This is a genomic window from Corynebacterium ulcerans (assembly GCF_900187135.1).
In the GTDB taxonomy this organism is placed as follows: Bacteria; Actinomycetota; Actinomycetes; order Mycobacteriales; family Mycobacteriaceae; genus Corynebacterium; species Corynebacterium ulcerans.
Map to the genome: position 1 here is coordinate 285,783 of NZ_LT906443.1, position 18,647 is coordinate 304,429.

Genomic DNA, 18,647 nt, shown 5'->3' on the forward strand with positions numbered 1-18,647 from the left:
CTACAAGCTATTCCATTACCTACAAAACCTACATAGGGTATGTTGGGAAATATGCGCAATCCATTCCGCCCCAGCTTTGGAGTCAACCCCCTTGTTGTTGCCGGAAGAACTTCCATCGTGGATAACTTCGGCTTTGCACTAAGAGAAGGCATTGGCGCCCCCTATCGCTTCATACTTATTAGCGGAACTCGTGGAACTGGCAAAACCGTTCTCCTCAATCAACTAGAAGCAGAAGCCAAGGAATTGCAGTGGGAATGCGTTCGTGCCCGCGCGTCCGACCATGAGCACCACGAGCTTATTCATGTCTCATTGCCACAGCTGCTTAAACAAGGACAACCCCGCGGGCCGCATATAGGAGTTTCGGGCGTATCCATTGCCAATATTGGAGGGATAACCTTTGACAAGCCTTCTCAGTTGCCACCTCAGGTATCCCTATGGTCGATAATGAATGATGTTGCAAGAGATCTCACTGCAAGTGGATCTGGACTTTTGATCACGATGGATGAGGTGCAATCAGCGTCACCCGAATCACTTCATTTCCTCATGGACGCCATCCAAGACTGCGTACGCAATGAATACAATATCGCGTTGGCTGTGGCAGGACTGCCGCTTGAGATATCAAAACTCCTTGCGCATGAGGGAACCACATTTCTTCGTCGCGCAATGCATATCCCGATAGAAGCTTTGAATAATGATGATGTTCGCACGGCCATTGCCCAAACGGTCAGGCAGGGCGGGAAGGACATCGACAATCAGGCACTTAGTACTCTCACCTACGCATGCCATGGGTACGCCTACCTCATTCAACTATGCGGTTCGATCGCATGGACCATGGCGGGATCTCATGACATATCCGAAGAGCACGTCAACAGATCCCTCCCCCTAGTCATCGAGCGCATGGGACAACAAGTTCATATGCCAGCAATGAAGGGCATCCCTTATCGTGAGATGCAATTCCTTATCAAGCTTGCAGAATCTGAAGGTCCTGCCAATTTTAATGAACTGGGAGCCGAACTAGGCATACCAGGAAGCCAGCCTTCTACATATCGCAGGCGACTCCTTGATCGTGGCGTTATAGTCGCCACGGGGCGCGGACGCGCAGACTTTGCTCTCCCCTATCTGCGCGAGCACTTGAGGCTCAACGCCGAACAGTACCTGTAGCTGCTTGCGATTAAGTCAGTCATCACAGGTTGCGAATATTCAGCTTCCATGCGGGGTACCACCACTGGGGAAACAACCCAAAACCTGTACCCGACATTCTCAGAAACCCCCGAATGAGAGCACGGGGGCCCTTAATATCACCCTTTCGCTAGGGAAATGAAATATTTTTCAGTGCCTTAATGTTGGTTTGTTGTCATGTCCCTATAAAAGTAGGCTACATATAAGACATCAACGAAAAAACATTTATTTTGCGCTGTCTCCCCCATTTAAATCTGAAGAAAATCTCAATTATTTTATTACCCATTCTTTCAAGGATGGCGATACGGAAAATTATGATGCTTACTAACGTAAAGCACGCCTCAGTCAAACGATTAACAAAAAACCCTTGGCTTAGTGTGCTGCTCGCCTTGCTTCTCATTGCAAGTTTCTCCCCTCTCCTAGCACAATCGCCTTCAGCTGCTGCACAAGAAACGTGTACAGGTGGTAGCTGGTCGAATATCAAATGGAAAGACGATAGTCCGAACATCAAGGACGGCAAATACGTAGGTCCGAGCGGATTCGCAGAAGTCCAATTTGATTGGAAAGCCAACAAAGAAGCCAAAGCTGGCGACACTATTAAACTCAAGCTTCCAAAAGAGCTAAAAGCCGTCAACACTGGAACAGTTCCACTTCAAGATAAAAACGGCGAGATCGTTGCCACTGGCTCTTGGTCCGGCGATGAATTCATCATCACACTCACCAACTTCCAGGAACGTAACTTCGATGTTGAGGGCAGTGCATTCGTCTCTGTTGCATGGAATACAAGTAACAATTTCGACGGTAATCTGAATTTCAACGGTTGCGGCAGTGGTAACCTACCCGGGAGATTTGAACAGCGCGAAGGCGGTCTTTTTCACGATGACTCAAAAATCGGTGAATACACCGGTTACGATGAAAAGACTGGCAACTACAAAATCCAGTGGTCAGTAGGAATCGATCCTAAAAAGCATCAAAATGAATACACGGGTAGGCGAGTGATCGTTACAGATAAGGCTCCTGACGGATGGCAGTTTACCTGTGATGGTAATGATAATAATGGCTACGCACCTGTCTACGTTTCTTCATTCATGGCCGGTCAGCAACAAATTCGTCACGCTATTTATGATGCCGGAGGAAATGCCGGAGGTGGAACGCGAAGCGGTTTTAGTAATGTAACTCAAAATGATGGATTCCGCGATGGTTATAATTACGCAATCAACTGCACTCCCAGCGAAGTTTCTGTTGAATTCCCTTACGGGTTGTACGAGCAGTCCGGTCCCGTGTTAACTCTTACAGCGGTAACAAAAACCAAGCCCGCTCCAGGTAGCATCGTGACGAACAAGGCCACAATCGACAATGTTGAGGTCGAAGGATACGTTCGTTTCCCCAACGCTGGTGGTCTAGGGCGCGGCAGCAAAGGTGGTTTCACCATCGAGAAAAACGTTGTAGGCACAGAAGAAGACAAGGCCAAGGAATATACATTCGACTACCAGTGCACATCTGCTGCCGGTGGAATGGATAAAAATGGCCAAGTTAAGGTAAAACACGGCGGCTTCGTGCATGTTAGCAACTTAGATAAAGGTCTAAAGTGCGCAGTCAAAGAACAAGACCCAGAGGTAAAAGAAGGCCGGAAGCTTACGACATCTTGGGTTGTAATCGACAAAGATAATAAGGTCACTAGCTTCAATTCCACTCCAACCGTGGATATCACGATTGAGGACCCGAGCGAAGAAGCCGTCCATCTCGTTGCAACCAACAAATTTGAGCAAAAGCAAACCGGTAGTTTCACCCTTAAGAAAAAGGTAGAGGGTGTAAGCACCTCAGAGAAGTTCACGTTCAAGTGGGAATGCACAGCTAACGAGAGTACAAAGATCAGCGGTGAGAACATGCTTGCTCATGATGAGGAAGTAAAAATTGAGAATCTCCCCCTCAATTCAACTTGTAAGATCACTGAAACGCCTGTGGAACTAGAAGGTTATACACATTCGTTGAGCTGGCTAACCAATGATGAAAAGAGCGGTTCTGACAATCCGTTCGCGGTAACTCCTCGTGATAACAGCTCCGAGAAAACCCCATTGGTTGTAACTGCAGTGAATAAGTACACCCCTGTGGTACCTCCTGTAGAGCCAACGTCCTCGTCGTCTACCACTACGCAGACCACGGAACCAACGTCCTCGTCGTCTACGACCACGCAGACCACGGAACCAACGTCCTCGTCGTCTACGACCACGCAGACCACGGAACCAACGTCTTCATCGTCTACCACTACGCAGACCACCGAGCCGACGTCTTCATCGTCTACCACTACGCAGACCACCGAGCCGACGTCTTCATCGTCTACCACTACGCAGACCACGGAACCAACGTCCTCGTCGTCTACCACTACGCAGACCACCGAGCCAACGTCTTCATCGTCCACCACCACGAAGACGACACACGCTATTCCACCGATTATTCCTATCCCAATCCCTATCCCGGTCCCTACGGTATTGCCCCCAGCACCTACTGCTTCCCCCAATACCCCAGCTCCGACGGCTACGCCTCAAGCACATCCATCATCTGCAGCTCCGCAGCCAGAACGCGGTAAAGGTGTGCTAGCAAAAACAGGTGCTTCTGTGCTCTGGATCGCCTTGTTAGCTGTCCTCCTAGTCAGCCTGGGCGGCGTAATGATGTACATTACAAACGCTAAAAAGAAGAAATAACTTCTAGGCACTGAATCCACTAAAATGCTCGGCCCTTAGTCATCAAGCTAAGGACCGAGCATTTTATCGTTAAAAATAAACAAGGACTACGTGGACAAAGGAACTGCGTCTATCAAAGGCTTCTAATTACCCTCACCGGTCGTAATGGTTGATACTCATGTGTTACCGATGAGGTTATTCGCGAAGTCACGCCAGTCAGACTAAGCCAATTCCACGATCTCCATGTAAGCCTCGCTCCACAGGTCTTCGTCTCCGTCAGGAAGCACTATGACGCGTTCGGGTTCTAGGGCTCGCACCGCTCCAGGGTCGTGAGTCACAAGCACCACAGCGCCTTTATAGGTTCGGAGTGCGTCAAGTACTTGTTCACGGGAAACCGGGTCAAGGTTGTTCGTTGGCTCGTCGAGAAGCAAGACGTTTGCACGCGAAGAAACTAAGGCTGCCAGCGCCAATCGTGTCTTCTCACCGCCTGATAGCGTCCCTGCAGGCTGATCGAGCTGCTCACCGGTAAACATGAAGGCACCGAGGAGACCGCGGAGGTCTTGTTCGCCGGCTTCTGGGCAAGCATCGATAGTGTTCTGCCAGACAGATTTTTGTGGATCGATGGTGTCATGTTCCTGGGCAAAATAGCCGATTTTCAGGCCATGCCCGGAAACGATTCCGCCTTCGCCATCTGTTCTTTCAACGCCTGCAAGAAGTTTCAGAAGTGTCGTCTTACCAGCACCATTGAAGCCTAGGACCACTACTCGGGATCCTTTATCAATGGCAAGGTCCACGCCAGCAAATACTTCCAAAGAACCGTACATCTTGGTCAACCCGGTCGCGTTCAAAGGGGTTTTTCCGCAAGGTGCTGGCTCAGGGAAAGAGATGTTAGCTACTCGGTCTGCAATGCGGATCTCATCAAGGTTGCCCATCATTTTTTCAGCGCGTGCCAGCATCTGTTTAGCTGCGGCGGCTTTGGTGGCTTTGGCTCCAAGTCGAGCTGCTTGATCCTTCAACGCGGCGGCTTTCTTCTCCGCATTAGCTCGCTCACGACGACGACGGGCCTCGTCAGTGGCGCGCGCATCTTTGTACTTAGAAAAGCTCATGTTGTAGATGTCCGCTTCGCCACGCACGGCATCGAGAAACCACACTTTATTACAGACCGCATCAAGCAGTTCTACATCGTGTGAAATCATGATGAGGCCACCCTCGTGCTTGCTCAAAAAATCGCGCAGCCACGTAATAGAATCGGCATCGAGGTGGTTCGTCGGCTCGTCGAGAAGCAATGTCGTGCTTGATTTTCCAGAGCCTGCTGACGCCGCGAAAAGGATTTGCGCCAGCTCTACCCTACGGCGTTGTCCGCCAGAAAGCGTCTTAAGTGGTTGGTCGAGGATCCGTGCGGGAAGACCCAAGTTATCGCAGATGCGAGCTGCTTCAGCAGCTGCTTCATAACCGCCAAGCGCATGATAGCGTTCCTCAAGCCGCGAATACTTGCGAATAGCGGCATCGCGCTTTTTATCATCCGGCGTGGTCTCCATGATTTCTTGCTGGCGTTCCATGGAGGTTTGGATTTGGTCTAATCCACGCGCAGAAAGAACACGGTCACGCGCGGATTGATCGATATTGCCTTCTCGCGAATCTTGCGGAAGATAACCAATGTCACCACTACGAGTCACTACGCCGGCATAGGGTTCAGTCTCCCCTGCCAAAATTCGCATCGTAGTAGTTTTGCCGGCACCGTTGCGGCCAACAAGTCCGATCCGATCTCCCGGCTGTACACGAAGATGCTGGCCAGGAGCATTCAGGAGGGTTCTTGCCCCTACGCGGACTTCAAAATCATTGGTCACAATCACAACGGCGGATTATATCAAGTAACCATCCCTATCCTGTAACAGGATGTTGTTCCCCGCACATCATGGGACGCAGGGGGAACATATGCGAGCTATCGCGTTAGGTTAAGAACCTAAACCGAGAAACCGAGGGCACGCAATTGGTCCCGGCCATCTTCCGTAATCATATGCGGGCCCCATGGGGGCATCCACACCCAATGAATGCTCAGTGACTCTGCGATCTTGTTTCCTACAACTGCAGATTGTGCCTGATCTTCTAGGACGTCGGTAAGCGGACACGCAGGCGAGGTAAGAGTCATGTTCACGTGTGCGTGAACGCCATCTACCATCCATACGTCATATACCAGGCCGAGGTCGACAACATTGATGCCTAGTTCGGGGTCAATGACATCACGAAGATACTCTTCTACATCGCTAGCTTTAGCAATGTCTTCCTCTGATTGCTCCGGACGCAAAGCACCTGCTGCGAGATCAGATTGTTCCTCAGAAGCTGCCTCGGTAGCGGTGCCATCAGATAGGTCTTCCACTTGGGGCTCTACCGAGGTGCCTGCTGGCTCTTCCGTGGCTTTGTTTTCTACGTGTTCTTCGTTCACTTCTTCTCCTCTAAAGCATCAGCAGTGGCAGCCTGGAATGCTTTCCACCCCAGAAGCGCACATTTCACCCGCGCAGGATATTTGGACACTCCGGCAAAGGCAATGCCATCGCCGATAAGGTCTTCATCTCCTTCTACCGTTCCGCGAGACGTAATCATCCGCTCAAATTCTTCGAGCTTATCCATGGCTTCTGCAACGCTCTTGCCCACGATTTCTTCCGCCATGACCGACGTGGAAGCTTGGCTAATAGAGCAACCTTCCGCGTCATAAGAAACGTCTGCGACGGTTAAGCCATCCTCTGAAAGATGCACCCGGAGTGTGATCTCATCACCGCATGAGGGATTCACATGATGGACTTCGGACTCATAAGGTTCACGCAGACCCGCATGCATCGGATTTTTATAGTGATCGAGGATCACTTCTTGATACATGGACTCGAGGTTCATAGTGCTCCTCCTTCCGAGGCAGTAACTCCAAAGAATTTTTTAGCCGCTTCAATCGCCTCAACGAGTCGGTCAATCTCTTCTAACGTGTTGTAGAAGTAAAAAGATGCTCTCGCAGTCGATTGTGCATTAAGTGCGCGGTGTACCGGCCACGCACAGTGATGCCCGACCCTAATACATACGCCGTGATCATCAAGAACTTGTCCAAGGTCATGAGGGTGTATTCCATCGACCTTAAAACTCACAGCAGAGCCACGATCTACATTGGTTGTAGGGCCGTAGATGCTGAGCCCCTCAATGCTGCTCAGACGGTTGAGAGCGTAGTCCGTGAGCTTGTGCTCATGGCGCGCAATAGCACTCATCCCTATCTCTTGCAGAAATTTTACTGCTTCTCCCAATCCCACCACTTGGCTGGTCATCTGTGTACCGGCTTCAAATCGTTGGGGAATGTCTGCAAACGTCGTCTTTTCCATAGTCACTACGGAAATCATCGAGCCACCGGTAAGGAAAGGTGGAAGTTGTTCCAGTAGCTTTCTCTTTCCGTAGACCGCGCCAACGCCACTCGGGCCACACATTTTATGACCCGAAAACGCAGCAAAATCGACATCAAGATCATGGAAATTTACCGGCATGTGCGGGACCGACTGACACGCGTCGAGGACCACAAGCGCGCCTACCTCGCGAGCACGACGCACCAGCTCTGCGACCGGCGCTACTGCCCCTGTGACATTCGACTGATGCGTAAATGCAACCACTTTTACCGTCTGGTCAAGTTCTAAGGAGTCAAGATCGATGCGCCCGTCTTCGGTCACTGAGTACCACTTCAGCGTGGCACCCGTACGTTCGCACAATTCTTGCCAAGGCACCAAGTTAGCATGATGCTCTAGCTCTGTGACTACGACGGTGTCGCCTTCCGTAACTTGGAGGTCACCGGCTCGGGGGTCTCCCAGCACGTATGCGACTAGGTTAAGGGCTTCCGTGGCGTTTTTAGTAAACGCTATTTCGTCCCACTCCGCTCCAACGAACCCTGCGATCGCGGTACGAGCGTCTTCGTAGGCATCTGTGGCTTCCTCGGCAAGTTGGTAAGCACCCCGGTGCACAGGAGCATTAGTGTGCAAAACAAAACGCTCTTCTGCACGCCACACTCGCTCTGGGCGTTGCGACGTTGCACCGGAGTCCAAATAGACCAAGCTTTTACCATCGCGCACAGACCGCGACAATATAGGAAACTCTTGACGCAGTCGCTGCGTATCGAGCTCTCCTGACTCAGTCAGATATGTATTGCTCATGAGAGAAAGCGATCGTATCCGTTAGCCTCAAGTTCATCGGCCAATTCCGGGCCACCCGAGGTAATAATCTGGCCGTTGGCAAAGACGTGCACGAAATCAGGCTGCACATAGTTAAGGATTCGCTTATAGTGCGTAATCATCAAGATGCCGCCGTTGGTTTTCTCCTGATACCGATTAATCCCTTCGGACACAATCCGAAGTGCATCTACGTCAAGCCCCGAGTCCGTCTCATCCATGACCGCAAACTTTGGGCGCAGCAAATCCAGCTGAAGGACCTCATGGCGCTTCTTCTCGCCACCGGAGAACCCCTCATTCACAGAGCGCTCACTAAACGCCTTGTCGATTTTTAGATCTGCCTGTGCCTGTTTTACCTCTTTAACCCATTCACGCAGCTTCGGGGCTTCTCCACGCACGGCGGTAGCTGCAGAGCGTAGGAAGTTAGCCATAGAAACTCCAGGAATTTCTGTGGGGTACTGCATAGCAAGGAAAAGACCTGCGCGAGCGCGCTCATCAACGTCTAGATCCAGGATATTCTCGCCGTCGAGAAGCACTTCGCCTTCCGTGATCTCGTAGCGAGGGTGCCCAGCAAGGGTGTAAGCAAGGGTAGATTTACCAGAGCCGTTGGGGCCCATGATTGCATGAGTCTCGCCGGACTTGATGGTGAGGTTTACCCCCTTGAGGATTTCTTTGGGCTGTGCAGTCTCATCAGTGGGTAGTACTTGGGCATGAAGGTTCTTGATTTCCAAGGTGCTCATTGGGTTTGTTCTCTTTTCGCTTCGTGTTGTGGGCGCATGTTTAGCGTGCTGTGGGAAAGACCCGGCTAGGCTTATCGACGTTTATCCTGCACTCTGGGGCCATCGATTCAGCGTTAACGCTGTTGAAGGGTATTGAGTTCGACGGTGATGCGTTCTTCTAGATCGTTTCGAACCGACTCCACCGGAATTCTTCCAATGACTTCAGAGAAGAAGCCTCGGACGATGAGACGACGAGCTTCATCCTCTGGGATGCCTCGAGAACGCAAATAAAATTCTTGCTCGTCATCAAAACGTCCAACGGTTGCGGCATGGCCGGCTCCCGCGATTTCCCCTGTTTCAATCTCCAGGTTAGGGATAGCATCTGCGCGAGCGCCATCAGTCAGAACGAGATTTCGGTTAGCCTCATAGGTATCTGTGCCCTGCGCACCAGCGCGAATAAGAACGTCTCCTACCCATGTGGCATGCGCGTCGGGAAGTTTGGAGTTCTTGTCGCCTTGGATCGCACCCTTATACAGCACGTTAGAACGACAGTTGGGAACGGCATGGTCTACGAGCAACCGCTGCTCAAAATACTGTCCATCATCGGCAAAGTACACACCGAGCATTTCAGCATCCGCACCTGGCTCCGTAAAACGGACACGAGGAACGAGCCGCACGACTTCGCCGCCGAAAACAGCAGCGTTATGGCGGAAAACGGAGTCGCGTCCAAGCACCGCTTGATGTCCTGAAAGGTGAACAGCGTCATCGTTCCAGGAAGCATCAACAATAACTGTCAACCGAGCACCATCGCCCACAAAGAATTCAACGTTATCCGCATGCGTACCGGAACCGGTATAGCGCAGGTCGATAAGAGCCTCAGCATTCGTACCGACTTCCACCACCAGATGCCCAAAGGACGTGCATCCGTCGCCTTTACCTTCTACTTCAACGCGAATCGGCTCGTGCACCACAGCGCCTGCAGCAACAGTCAAGAGATTAGCCTTGTTTGCTGACGTGAAAGCCTGGGCACCAACACGATCAATGGGAGCCCCCGTGCGTCCAACCCTAGAGTCAGTCTTTTCCACCGACTCATGGGTAACTCCCTGTGCTCCTTCAGGGATGGTGATGCTTACGTTGGGAGCGGTTGCTGGGGCAAAGGTGCCGTCGTGAAGCCCGCGGAGGCGGCGGAACGAAATAAAACGCCATACTTCATCTTTGCCGCGTGGGACGTCAAAATCATTAACGTCAAAGGACGAGAATAAATCACCCTTATTGTTGTGGACAGTACCGCGAGACTGTTGTTGTATCTGAGACATCGGAGTTAACCCACCGACCCTTCCATCTGCAATTCGATCAGTCGGTTAAGCTCCAGCGCGTACTCCATAGGGAGTTCCTTGGCGATTGGCTCAACAAATCCACGGACAATCATCGCCATAGCCTCATCTTCTGCGATGCCACGCGATTGTAGATAAAACAGCTGTTCCTCTGACACCTGGGACACAGTAGCCTCGTGTCCGAGAGAAACGTGGTCATTACGTATGTCGTTGTACGGATACGTATCAGACCTAGAGATGTTATCCACCAACAACGCATCGCACTCAACGTTGGACACTGAATGGTGTGCGTTTGCGGACACGCGCACCAGGCCTCGATAAGCGGCCCGTCCGCCCGAACGAGCAACAGACTTAGAGACGATGTTTGAGGAGGTGTAAGGAGCCATATGCTGCATTTTTGCTCCGGTGTCCTGAATCTGCCCCTCACCGGCAAAAGCGGCGGAAAGAACCTCACCCTTAGCGTGAGGGCCAACCATCCATACAGCTGGGTACTTCATGGTGATCTTGGAACCAATGTTTCCGTCAACCCATTCCATAGTCGCGCCTTCTTCGACTTTGGAACGCTGAGTAACCAAATTCAAAACGTTGTTGGACCAGTTCTGAATAGTGGTATAGCGGCAACGAGCATTCTTTTTAACGATGATCTCTACGACCGCTGAATGCAAAGAATCAGACTGATAAATCGGTGCCGTACATCCCTCAACATAGTGCACATATGCGCCCTCATCAACGATGATCAAAGTGCGCTCAAACTGTCCCATGTTTTCCGTATTGATACGGAAGTAAGCCTGAAGCGGAATTTCTACGTGTACGCCCTTGGGGACGTAAACAAAGGAGCCGCCCGACCATACTGCGGAGTTAAGCGCCGAGAATTTATTGTCGCCGGCAGGAACTACAGTCCCAAAATACTCGCGGAATAATTCCGGGTGCTCACGCAGAGCCGTATCCGTATCAAGGAAGATAACGCCTTGCTCTTCCAAATCCTCCCGAATCTGGTGATAGACGACCTCGGACTCATACTGAGCCGCTACGCCGGCAACAAGGCGCTGCTTCTCCGCCTCTGGGATACCGAGCTTGTCATAAGTATTTTTGATATCTTCTGGAAGATCGTCCCAGGTTGTTGCCTGCTTTTCCGTCGACCGAACGTAGTACTTAAAGTCGTCGAAATTAATAAAGGAAAGGTCTGGTCCCCATGTTGGCATGGGCTTTTTCTCAAAGGTATTGAGCGCCTTTAAGCGTTGCTCTAGCATCCATTCTGGCTCGTTCTTCTGAGCAGAAATATAGCGAACAACGTCCTCATCCAAACCACGTCGAGCATTCTGACCTGCTTCGTCAGAGTCATGCCAGCCGTAGTTGTACGGGCCCATGGACTCGATGATCTCATCGTCAGTCGAAGGTGCAGTTACACCAAGGTTCGGTGCCTTCGGCGTCGCCTGAGTCATGAACCACTCCTTTCATTGGGAGTCTTAGTTGTGGGGGTCAGAATTGGAGTTATCGGAATGTTGGTCGTGCATATGTCATGACCTTCAGCGATTGAAGCTAGCGGTTGCACATGATGTCCAAGCAACATCGCAATAGCCTCATGCTCGGCTTCGCAGAGCTCCGGGAACTCTGCTGCAACACCTGCGATGGGGCAATGATGCTGACATATCTGGACACCATTCGCGGCGTTGGTCAACGTTGCGGCGTAACCACTCTCTGAAAATGCTTCCACCAAAGCAGATGCGGCTTTTTCCAAAGAGTCAGCATCTTCCACCGTGGGGATTTCAACCCCCTCGACGATTGTCGCAACGCGCTTACGTGCGAACTCTTTCACTGCGGTTTCGCCACCAGTTTCCTTCAATGTGGCTAGCGCCTGAGCAGCCAAAGAATCATAGTCATGACCAAACTGCCCGCGTCCAGCAGCTGTAAGCCTGAAGCTTTTTGCAGGACGACCACGAGTTTTATCACCGACCGTTTTCCTAGGCTGAGATATTTCAGCAAGGCCTTCCTCAACCAAGATATCGACATGGCGTCGAATGCCCGTTGCAGAAAGTCCGAGGGTTTCCCCTAGTTGAGTCGCGGTGACAGGGCCAGACTTGAGCATAACCAGCATGATCTGTCGCCGAGTCTCGCCATCAGTACTTCGCGTTTCCGTAACAGGATGATTCACTTTTCCTGAGGTTTTTCCGCGAGAAGCCGATAAACCCCGCATGGTTGGTGTGGTTCCCATAGTCTTTGTGTCACCTTCTTCCATTCCAAAAGTTTCGTTGGATAGATCGCCCTACAGGACGTTATCCGCGGACACCATTTAGCAACATTAATATGTCGGTATTCATTCCAGCAACATGACCCCACCATAAAAGCGCTGGTTAGCACACCCTAACCAACCTTTGTCCCCTTCACCATCATCTTTAGATTTATCAGTTAAAACTTTCTACAGATGGCAGAGAAATAATCATATCTAAAGAAAGTAACTACGGCGGACATCTCCCAACCCTGCCCCATCCCCAACACTCGCCTCTTTATCACCTTTATCACCAACCCGACCACGGCTCTACCGCTAGTATTTACGCTGTGAAGCTCAATCCCCATAAACTTTGGCAGTCTCTACGCGATGAGTTGCCTTCCTTAGGCCTACCCGGTTCACGTTCTGCCGAGCTTCATATATCTGCACAAAGTGCGTCGCCGCATCACACAGATTTAAAAGACGGATCAAAGATCCCAACCTTGGGTGAACACCACCCCTATCAAGGCGGCTCTGCCCTCATTAATACCGTCACTGGCGCCGATCTTTTGGACCTTGCAGCGCCGCCAAAACATAAAGCAGAGAACATTCCCGTAGCCTTTCCGCGAGAGCGCGCCGCTTCAGACTTAACTTTTTCAGAGTTACGCCGGTTTGCAATGTTCAGGTGGATGGGAGCATTGGGAGCCCTTTTACTTGGCTTCGGAGCGCTCGGAGCGGGGGCACTCCCAGTAGTCAACAATCCATACACAAGCTTTATCGGCGGGTCCATTATGGCCCGGATGCTTCAAAGCTCAATGATCGTTTGTTTTATTGGCGTAGCACTCCTCGTTATCTCCTGGCTTCTCATAGCACCATTCACAGGAGCTCTCCCATCAAGGACCCGACAGACCAACAAAGGGGATGATGCTCGAATAGTAAGCATGTCTTTGCTCTGGCGAACATTTGCAGCATGGAGCCTCCCCATACTTCTCAGCGCCCCTATGTTCACCCAAGACATCTATTCATACTTAGCCAATGGCGCAATAGTCCGGATGGGCCTCGACCCCTATTCTGCAGGCCCGATAGATCTTTTAGGCACTGATCATCCCCTCGCCCGCAGCGTCCCCTTTATTTGGGCTCATTCCCCTTCCCCCTATGGCCCTGTGGCATTAGGTCTAGCGTCCCTCATCAGCCACATCACCGGAGACAGCATCGCCTGGGGAGTATTTCTGCACCGCACCCTTTCTATCGCCGGTATCGCCCTTGCAGGCTGGGCCATCTCCCGGCTTGCAACACGTTGTAGGGTGGCACCTCAAGCGGCTTTATGGTTGGGGATACTGAACCCTTTGACTATTTTGCATCTGGTTGGCGGCATCCATAATGAAGCCATCCTCTTAGGGCTTCTTCTAGCCGGTTTTGAGCTTGGACTACGCGGCTGCAACTACTTAAGAGTCGGGATATTCAGACATGCAGCACTTTATATCGGCGCTTCTGGCTTACTAATTTCATGCGCAGGCATGGTGAAAGTAACCGGGTTTATTGGTCTCGGCTTCACAGGGATGGCCATCGCTCGCTCTTTCCGTTTCCGCGAGCGTAGTCATAGCTTTTCCCTGGCATGCGCCGTGGGCATTCAAATTGCACTCCTAACACTCTCCATTCTTGTCATAACTTTTGTTTCAGGCATAGGACTTGGCTGGGTTCACGCGCAAGGTGGTGCTGTAGCGATTCGAAGTTGGATGTCTCTCTCTACTGCCGTTGGCGTTGCCGCCGGATGGTTTGGCATGCTGCTGGGACTCGGAGATCAGACAGAGGCTATGTTGCAAATAACTCGCGGCTGCGGAATTTTACTAGCGGGTGTATTCATGCTCAGAATGCTGCTCGCAACATATTGGGGGCGCATACCCGCGATCGGTGGCCTTGGGGTTGCAACTTTTGTTTTGGTTGTCTTCTTCCCTGTGGTTCATCCTTGGTACATGCTATGGGCGATTCTTCCGCTATCAGCATGGGCCAATAGGGCTTTCTTCCGCATGGGAGTCACGTTATATTCAGCACTGCTCTCCTTCTTTGTCCTGCCCCGAGGGCTTTCTCTACCTCCCAGTACCGTACTTTCGATTTACTTTGCATCAGCCCTTGGTTTGTCCGTTCTTTTATTCCTCCTATGGTGGTCGTTTAAACGCGCTCGGCGTTGATGTTTTACACTTTCTCATGTGACTACGTTCAACTCGACTTCTTCCGAGCCAACTGCGTCTTCTTCCCCTGTTCTTGAGTTAACTCAAGTGGTCAAGCGTTTTGGCACGAAGGAAGCCGTTGCAGGTTTAAGCCTTCGGGCTTACCCAGGCCAGGTTTTAGCATTCCTAGGCCCCAACGGTGCAGGCAAAACAACCACCATTGAAATGTGTGAGGGTTTCCAAAAACCAACTTCAGGCAGTATCCGCGTGCTTGGCATCGATCCAGCAAAGCACCCAGATGCTGTGCGCCAAAAAGTCGGAATAATGTTGCAAGGAGGGGGCTCCTATTCAGGCATTCGCGTACAGGAAATGCTTAACCTCACTGCGTCTTATAGCAAAGACCCACTCGACACAGACTGGTTGCTTCACGTACTAGGCCTGGATTCGCACCGCACCACCACGTATCGACGCCTCTCAGGTGGGCAAAAGCAACGGTTATCCCTAGCTCTCGCCTTAGTTGGTAGACCACAGCTCGTTTTTCTCGACGAACCCACCGCCGGAATGGATGCTCAATCCCGCCTGGTCGTTTGGAAACTCATCCGTTCACTTAAAGCGGATGGTGTCACAGTCATCCTCACTACGCATCTCATGGATGAGGCTCAGGCACTGGCAGATCGAGTCGCGATTATAAATCAAGGGCAATTGGTCGCAGAAGGGACCACAGAGGAGCTCCGCACGAGTAAAAAGAGCGGAACTTCCGCAGTCTTTTCTACCTCGACAGCTCTTCCTCTAAGCAGCGCCCCCCTCAAGGACCTTGGGGTACAGGAAATCAAGCCGCTTCATTACGGCCTCACTGGCGATCTATCACCCGATACCCTCGCTAGGCTTTCTGCAGCTGCCGCAAAAGAAAACGTCCTTATCACGTCTTGGGAAACCAGGACAAAAAGCCTTGAGGACATATTTTTAGATTTAACCGGTCGTGAGCTGAGGAGTTAACGTGACACCACCTTCCCAACAAGAAAGCGCACTTTCGGCTGATTTTTTCCCTCCGGGAACATTCACCCCTAACCCGCAACGAGCCAGCGTTGCACGCATGGTGTGGTCACAGGGGTTTGTCGAGGCCAAATTATTTCTAAGGCACGGAGAGCAGCAGCTTCTCAGCTTTATTATCCCTCTCGGAATGCTCTTAGCGCTGGCGTATCTACCGCTTCTCGACGATCCCAATCCCCTAACCAAGGGCTTTCCCATGATGCTTGCCCTCGCCTCCATGAGCTCGGGCTTTACCGGTCAAGCCATCTCCCTGGCATTTGACCGTCGTTACGGCGCCCTCCAGCGAACTGGCGCGAGCGGCGTTCCCTCATGGACGATCGTTTCAGGCAAAGTCTTGGGTGTTCTCTCGGTCAGTTTCATCCAGATAGTAGTCCTCGGGGCAGTAGCGCTTGCCTTAGGGTGGACGTCCACAGCAACAGGCATTGTTATAGGCCTGCTGGTCTTTTTTATAGGCGTTGCAGCCTTTACGTCCCTCGGTCTGTTGATGGGCGGAACTCTATCTTCCGAGCTGGTTCTGGGCCTGGCTAACCTAATTTGGGTTGTATTAGTCGGAGTCGCCTCTTATATCTTGTTTCAGAGTTCTGCTGAGCCAACCACGTGGCTAAAGTTAATCCCGTCTGTAGCCTTGTCTGACGGCCTCTATTCAGGTTTTCGTGGTTCCTTCCCCACCACAGATGTAATCATTTTGCTAGGTTGGCTATCGCTCGGTTCTGTTATGGCTAACCGCTGGTTTAAATTTTCTGGATAATTATTTCCCTACAAAAGCGTTGAGGTGGCGCATCACACGCCGAAGTTATCTCAATAAAATCGCCTAATCTCTATGTACTCGGTAGAATTTGACGCCGTGACTACCGTTGACAAACCAGCCAAGGCGGAATGGTTCCGTACTCTCGCCCCAAAGACTTCTACGCAACGTGCGCTAGCTATGGCGCTCCTTGTAGCCCAAGGATCGATCACGGTGACAGGTTCGATTGTTCGAGTTACCGGCTCAGGGTTAGGTTGCAATACGTGGCCTAATTGCCACCCTGGCTCGCTTGTCCCGGTTAAAGGCGCTGCCCCGTGGCTTCATCAGGCAATCGAGTTCGGCAATAGGCTTCTGACATTTGTTCTTGTTGCCATTGCTGTTTCCCTTTTTGTTTCCATTGTTTCCGCTCATCGGCGAAAAGAAATCATTATTCACGGTCTAGCCCAGGGTATTGGCATTATCGTGCAGGCCGTCATTGGCGGTATTTCTGTCCACTTGGATCTTAAGTGGTGGGCGGTTGCGATTCACTTCTTGCCATCGGTGCTCCTAGTATGGCTCGCGGCTATTTTGTATGTTCGTATCTCAGAGCCTGACGACGGCACCCCTGAACGCGCTTACCCAAGCTCGCTGCGTGGACTTGCTGCTTTGGGCGCAGCGCTGCTGACTCTCGTTCTCGTAACAGGAACGATGACCACAGGAGCAGGCGTGCACTCTGGTGATAGCAATGTTGGCATGGAAGGCCGACTTAACGTAGATATCGACTGGATTGCACACGTCCACGCCTGGACTATGTATGTTTACCTGGCAACTACCGTGCTACTCGCGGCCGGACTTGTCCTACAGTTAGCGCCAAAGCGTTCGCAAAAACTCAGCTGGATGCTTATCTTGATGATCCTTATTCAAGCCGTCATCGGGGTGATTCAATACCGACTCGGTGTGCCTCGTTGGTCAGTTCCGGTTCACATTGGCATGTGCTCTGTCGTCGTTGCTTATAGCTCTCTGCTTTGGGCATCGGGTATCCAACGCGTCAATGGTGGGGACTACGTCACCGGTTCGCCCACTGGAGATCACAAGCGGGCCCTGCTGAATAAGATGTAGCAATCCTACTGCATAGAGAAAAGCGAGGTACTGCAGACCACTACAGTGGTTTTGCAGCACCTCGCTTTTTACATGAGCCTCTCAACATCGAGTAATCTCACTGCGTTATCTCCTCAGCATAAGATGCAAGAGGGTCTTTCTTAGAAGAAGGTTGTTGTCCACCCCAGCATCTGACCAACAGTTTCTAGTCCCAAGACTGCATCAAGCGACAAGCCCACAAAGAGTATCGACAGATAATTGTTGGAAAGAATAAACAGCTTGAGTGGTTTGACCTCGCCACCGGCTTTAATGCCTTGGTGCAACCGGATCGCCATAATGAGGAACCAGATTCCTGAGACCACAGCTATGCTCCCATAAATCCAACCTGCCGCAGGAATGATGAGGAACGTTGTGATCACAGTCGCCCATGTGTACCACACGATTTGGCGTGTCACTTCCACGGGCTCTCTGACTACGGGAAGCATCGGGACGCCTGCTCGCGCGTAGTCATCCTTATACTTCATGGCTAATGCCCATGTATGTGGAGGTGTCCAGAAGAAAATAATCAAGAACAAGACGATCGCTTGCCACCATTGCGCGGGGATTCCTACCGGTGCATTATCTGTAATCACGGCCCAGCCGACCACAACTGGCATGCAGCCAGCCGCCCCACCCCACACAATATTGAGATGGGTTTTACGCTTGAGGTGCTTGGTGTAGACAAAAATGTAAAAGAAAATTGTCAACATAACAAACAAACCTGCGAGCAAAGAATCGCATAGTAACCAGAGCCACAGGAAGCTCGTCACCGTGAGGATCCAGGCAAAGATGCTGGCATGTCGATTGCTCACAGTATGTTTGACCAACGGTCGTGCGCGCGTGCGCCCCATTTTCTGATCGATGTCCGAGTCGGCGACCATGTTAAAGGTGTTGGCAGCCGCGGCTCCCATCCAACCACCCAAAAGAGTAAGCAGAATCAGCCCAATGTTGCTGTGTCCACGATCCGCTTGGAGCATGGCTGGAATTGTTGCAACCAATAGGAGCTCAATGACCCTTGGCTTTGTCAGCGCGATATAGGCCTTGATCTTCTCCAAGGGAGTCCTCCAACAGAAATATGCGTAAAACAGGATGTGCCATCACCGGCTAGTTCTCATACAGCAAGCGTGTAGCCCCACAAGTCTAGCGTCCATTCGTTTTTTCCCCACATCGACACCCCATAGGTGGAGGTGACGGCCCAATGCTATGTGGATTGTGGGGTTGAAGAGAAACGTCGAAAAGCTTTCCTCTGATGACAACTT

At 51.4% G+C, this 18,647-nt stretch carries 15 protein-coding genes; 6 read left to right on the forward strand and 9 right to left on the reverse strand.

The genetic code is table 11. The annotated features are described in order from the left end of the window. Window positions 1–51: 51 nt before the first annotated feature. Window positions 52–1,161, forward strand: coding sequence for an ATP-binding protein (locus tag CKV68_RS01250; protein WP_013911517.1), 1,110 nt, complete (start codon window positions 52–54; stop codon window positions 1,159–1,161). Window positions 1,162–1,493: 332 nt separating this feature from the next. Then, window positions 1,494–3,881, forward strand: coding sequence for a DUF5979 domain-containing protein (locus tag CKV68_RS01255; protein ID WP_095075449.1), 2,388 nt, complete (start codon window positions 1,494–1,496; stop codon window positions 3,879–3,881). 200 nt (window positions 3,882–4,081) lie between these two features. On the opposite strand, the gene CKV68_RS01260 is transcribed toward CKV68_RS01255, so the two are convergent. The 8 genes from CKV68_RS01260 to CKV68_RS01295 all read right to left on the reverse strand — a co-directional run bounded on the left by CKV68_RS01260 (window position 4,082) and on the right by CKV68_RS01295 (window position 12,315). After that, entirely contained in the window at window positions 4,082–5,713 is a 1,632-nt protein-coding gene (locus CKV68_RS01260; RefSeq protein WP_095075450.1) for an ABC-F family ATP-binding cassette domain-containing protein, read from the reverse strand. Window positions 5,714–5,823: 110 nt separating this feature from the next. Then, complete coding sequence (locus tag CKV68_RS01265; protein WP_038618532.1) at window positions 5,824–6,303, reverse strand: metal-sulfur cluster assembly factor; 480 nt, start codon at window positions 6,301–6,303, stop codon at window positions 5,824–5,826. After that, on the reverse strand, window positions 6,300–6,749 hold the full coding sequence (gene sufU, locus CKV68_RS01270) for a Fe-S cluster assembly sulfur transfer protein SufU (protein WP_014525806.1): 450 nt from the start codon (window positions 6,747–6,749) through the stop codon (window positions 6,300–6,302). Before sufU ends, CKV68_RS01265 begins: the two co-directional genes overlap by 4 nt. After that, complete coding sequence (locus CKV68_RS01275) at window positions 6,746–8,035, reverse strand: cysteine desulfurase (protein ID WP_095075451.1); 1,290 nt, start codon at window positions 8,033–8,035, stop codon at window positions 6,746–6,748. Before CKV68_RS01275 ends, sufU begins: the two co-directional genes overlap by 4 nt. After that, window positions 8,032–8,790: a Fe-S cluster assembly ATPase SufC gene (gene sufC, locus CKV68_RS01280; RefSeq protein WP_013911565.1), complete on the reverse strand. Its 759-nt coding sequence runs from the start codon at window positions 8,788–8,790 to the stop codon at window positions 8,032–8,034. Before sufC ends, CKV68_RS01275 begins: the two co-directional genes overlap by 4 nt. A 113-nt stretch (window positions 8,791–8,903) precedes the next feature. Next, window positions 8,904–10,085, reverse strand: a complete 1,182-nt coding sequence (sufD, locus tag CKV68_RS01285; protein ID WP_095075452.1) for a Fe-S cluster assembly protein SufD — start codon at window positions 10,083–10,085, stop codon at window positions 8,904–8,906. 5 nt (window positions 10,086–10,090) lie between these two features. After that, entirely contained in the window at window positions 10,091–11,545 is a 1,455-nt protein-coding gene (gene sufB / locus CKV68_RS01290) for a Fe-S cluster assembly protein SufB (protein ID WP_013911567.1), read from the reverse strand. Beyond that, window positions 11,542–12,315: a helix-turn-helix transcriptional regulator gene (locus tag CKV68_RS01295; RefSeq protein WP_095075453.1), complete on the reverse strand. Its 774-nt coding sequence runs from the start codon at window positions 12,313–12,315 to the stop codon at window positions 11,542–11,544. The genes sufB and CKV68_RS01295 overlap by 4 nt, the downstream gene beginning before the upstream one ends. A gap of 344 nt (window positions 12,316–12,659) precedes the next feature. Here CKV68_RS01295 and mptB point away from each other — a divergent pair, with 344 nt between their 5' ends. The 4 genes from mptB (at window position 12,660) to CKV68_RS01315 (ending at window position 17,370) form a co-directional block, all read left to right on the forward strand. Beyond that, window positions 12,660–14,498: a polyprenol phosphomannose-dependent alpha 1,6 mannosyltransferase MptB gene (gene mptB, locus CKV68_RS01300; RefSeq protein ID WP_095075454.1), complete on the forward strand. Its 1,839-nt coding sequence runs from the start codon at window positions 12,660–12,662 to the stop codon at window positions 14,496–14,498. Window positions 14,499–14,516: 18 nt separating this feature from the next. After that, the gene (locus CKV68_RS01305; RefSeq protein ID WP_014525810.1) at window positions 14,517–15,473 is read left to right on the forward strand and encodes an ABC transporter ATP-binding protein; all 957 of its coding nucleotides are present in this window, start codon (window positions 14,517–14,519) and stop codon (window positions 15,471–15,473) included. 1 nt (window position 15,474) lies between these two features. After that, window positions 15,475–16,275, forward strand: a complete 801-nt coding sequence (locus tag CKV68_RS01310; RefSeq protein ID WP_095075455.1) for an ABC transporter permease — start codon at window positions 15,475–15,477, stop codon at window positions 16,273–16,275. A gap of 96 nt (window positions 16,276–16,371) precedes the next feature. After that, window positions 16,372–17,370 (forward strand): COX15/CtaA family protein, encoded by a 999-nt coding sequence (locus CKV68_RS01315; protein ID WP_038622736.1) that lies wholly within the window; start codon window positions 16,372–16,374, stop codon window positions 17,368–17,370. Between the two features lie 140 nt (window positions 17,371–17,510). On the opposite strand, the gene CKV68_RS01320 is transcribed toward CKV68_RS01315, so the two are convergent. Next, complete coding sequence (locus CKV68_RS01320) at window positions 17,511–18,443, reverse strand: heme o synthase (RefSeq protein ID WP_095075456.1); 933 nt, start codon at window positions 18,441–18,443, stop codon at window positions 17,511–17,513. Window positions 18,444–18,647 lie beyond the last annotated feature (204 nt).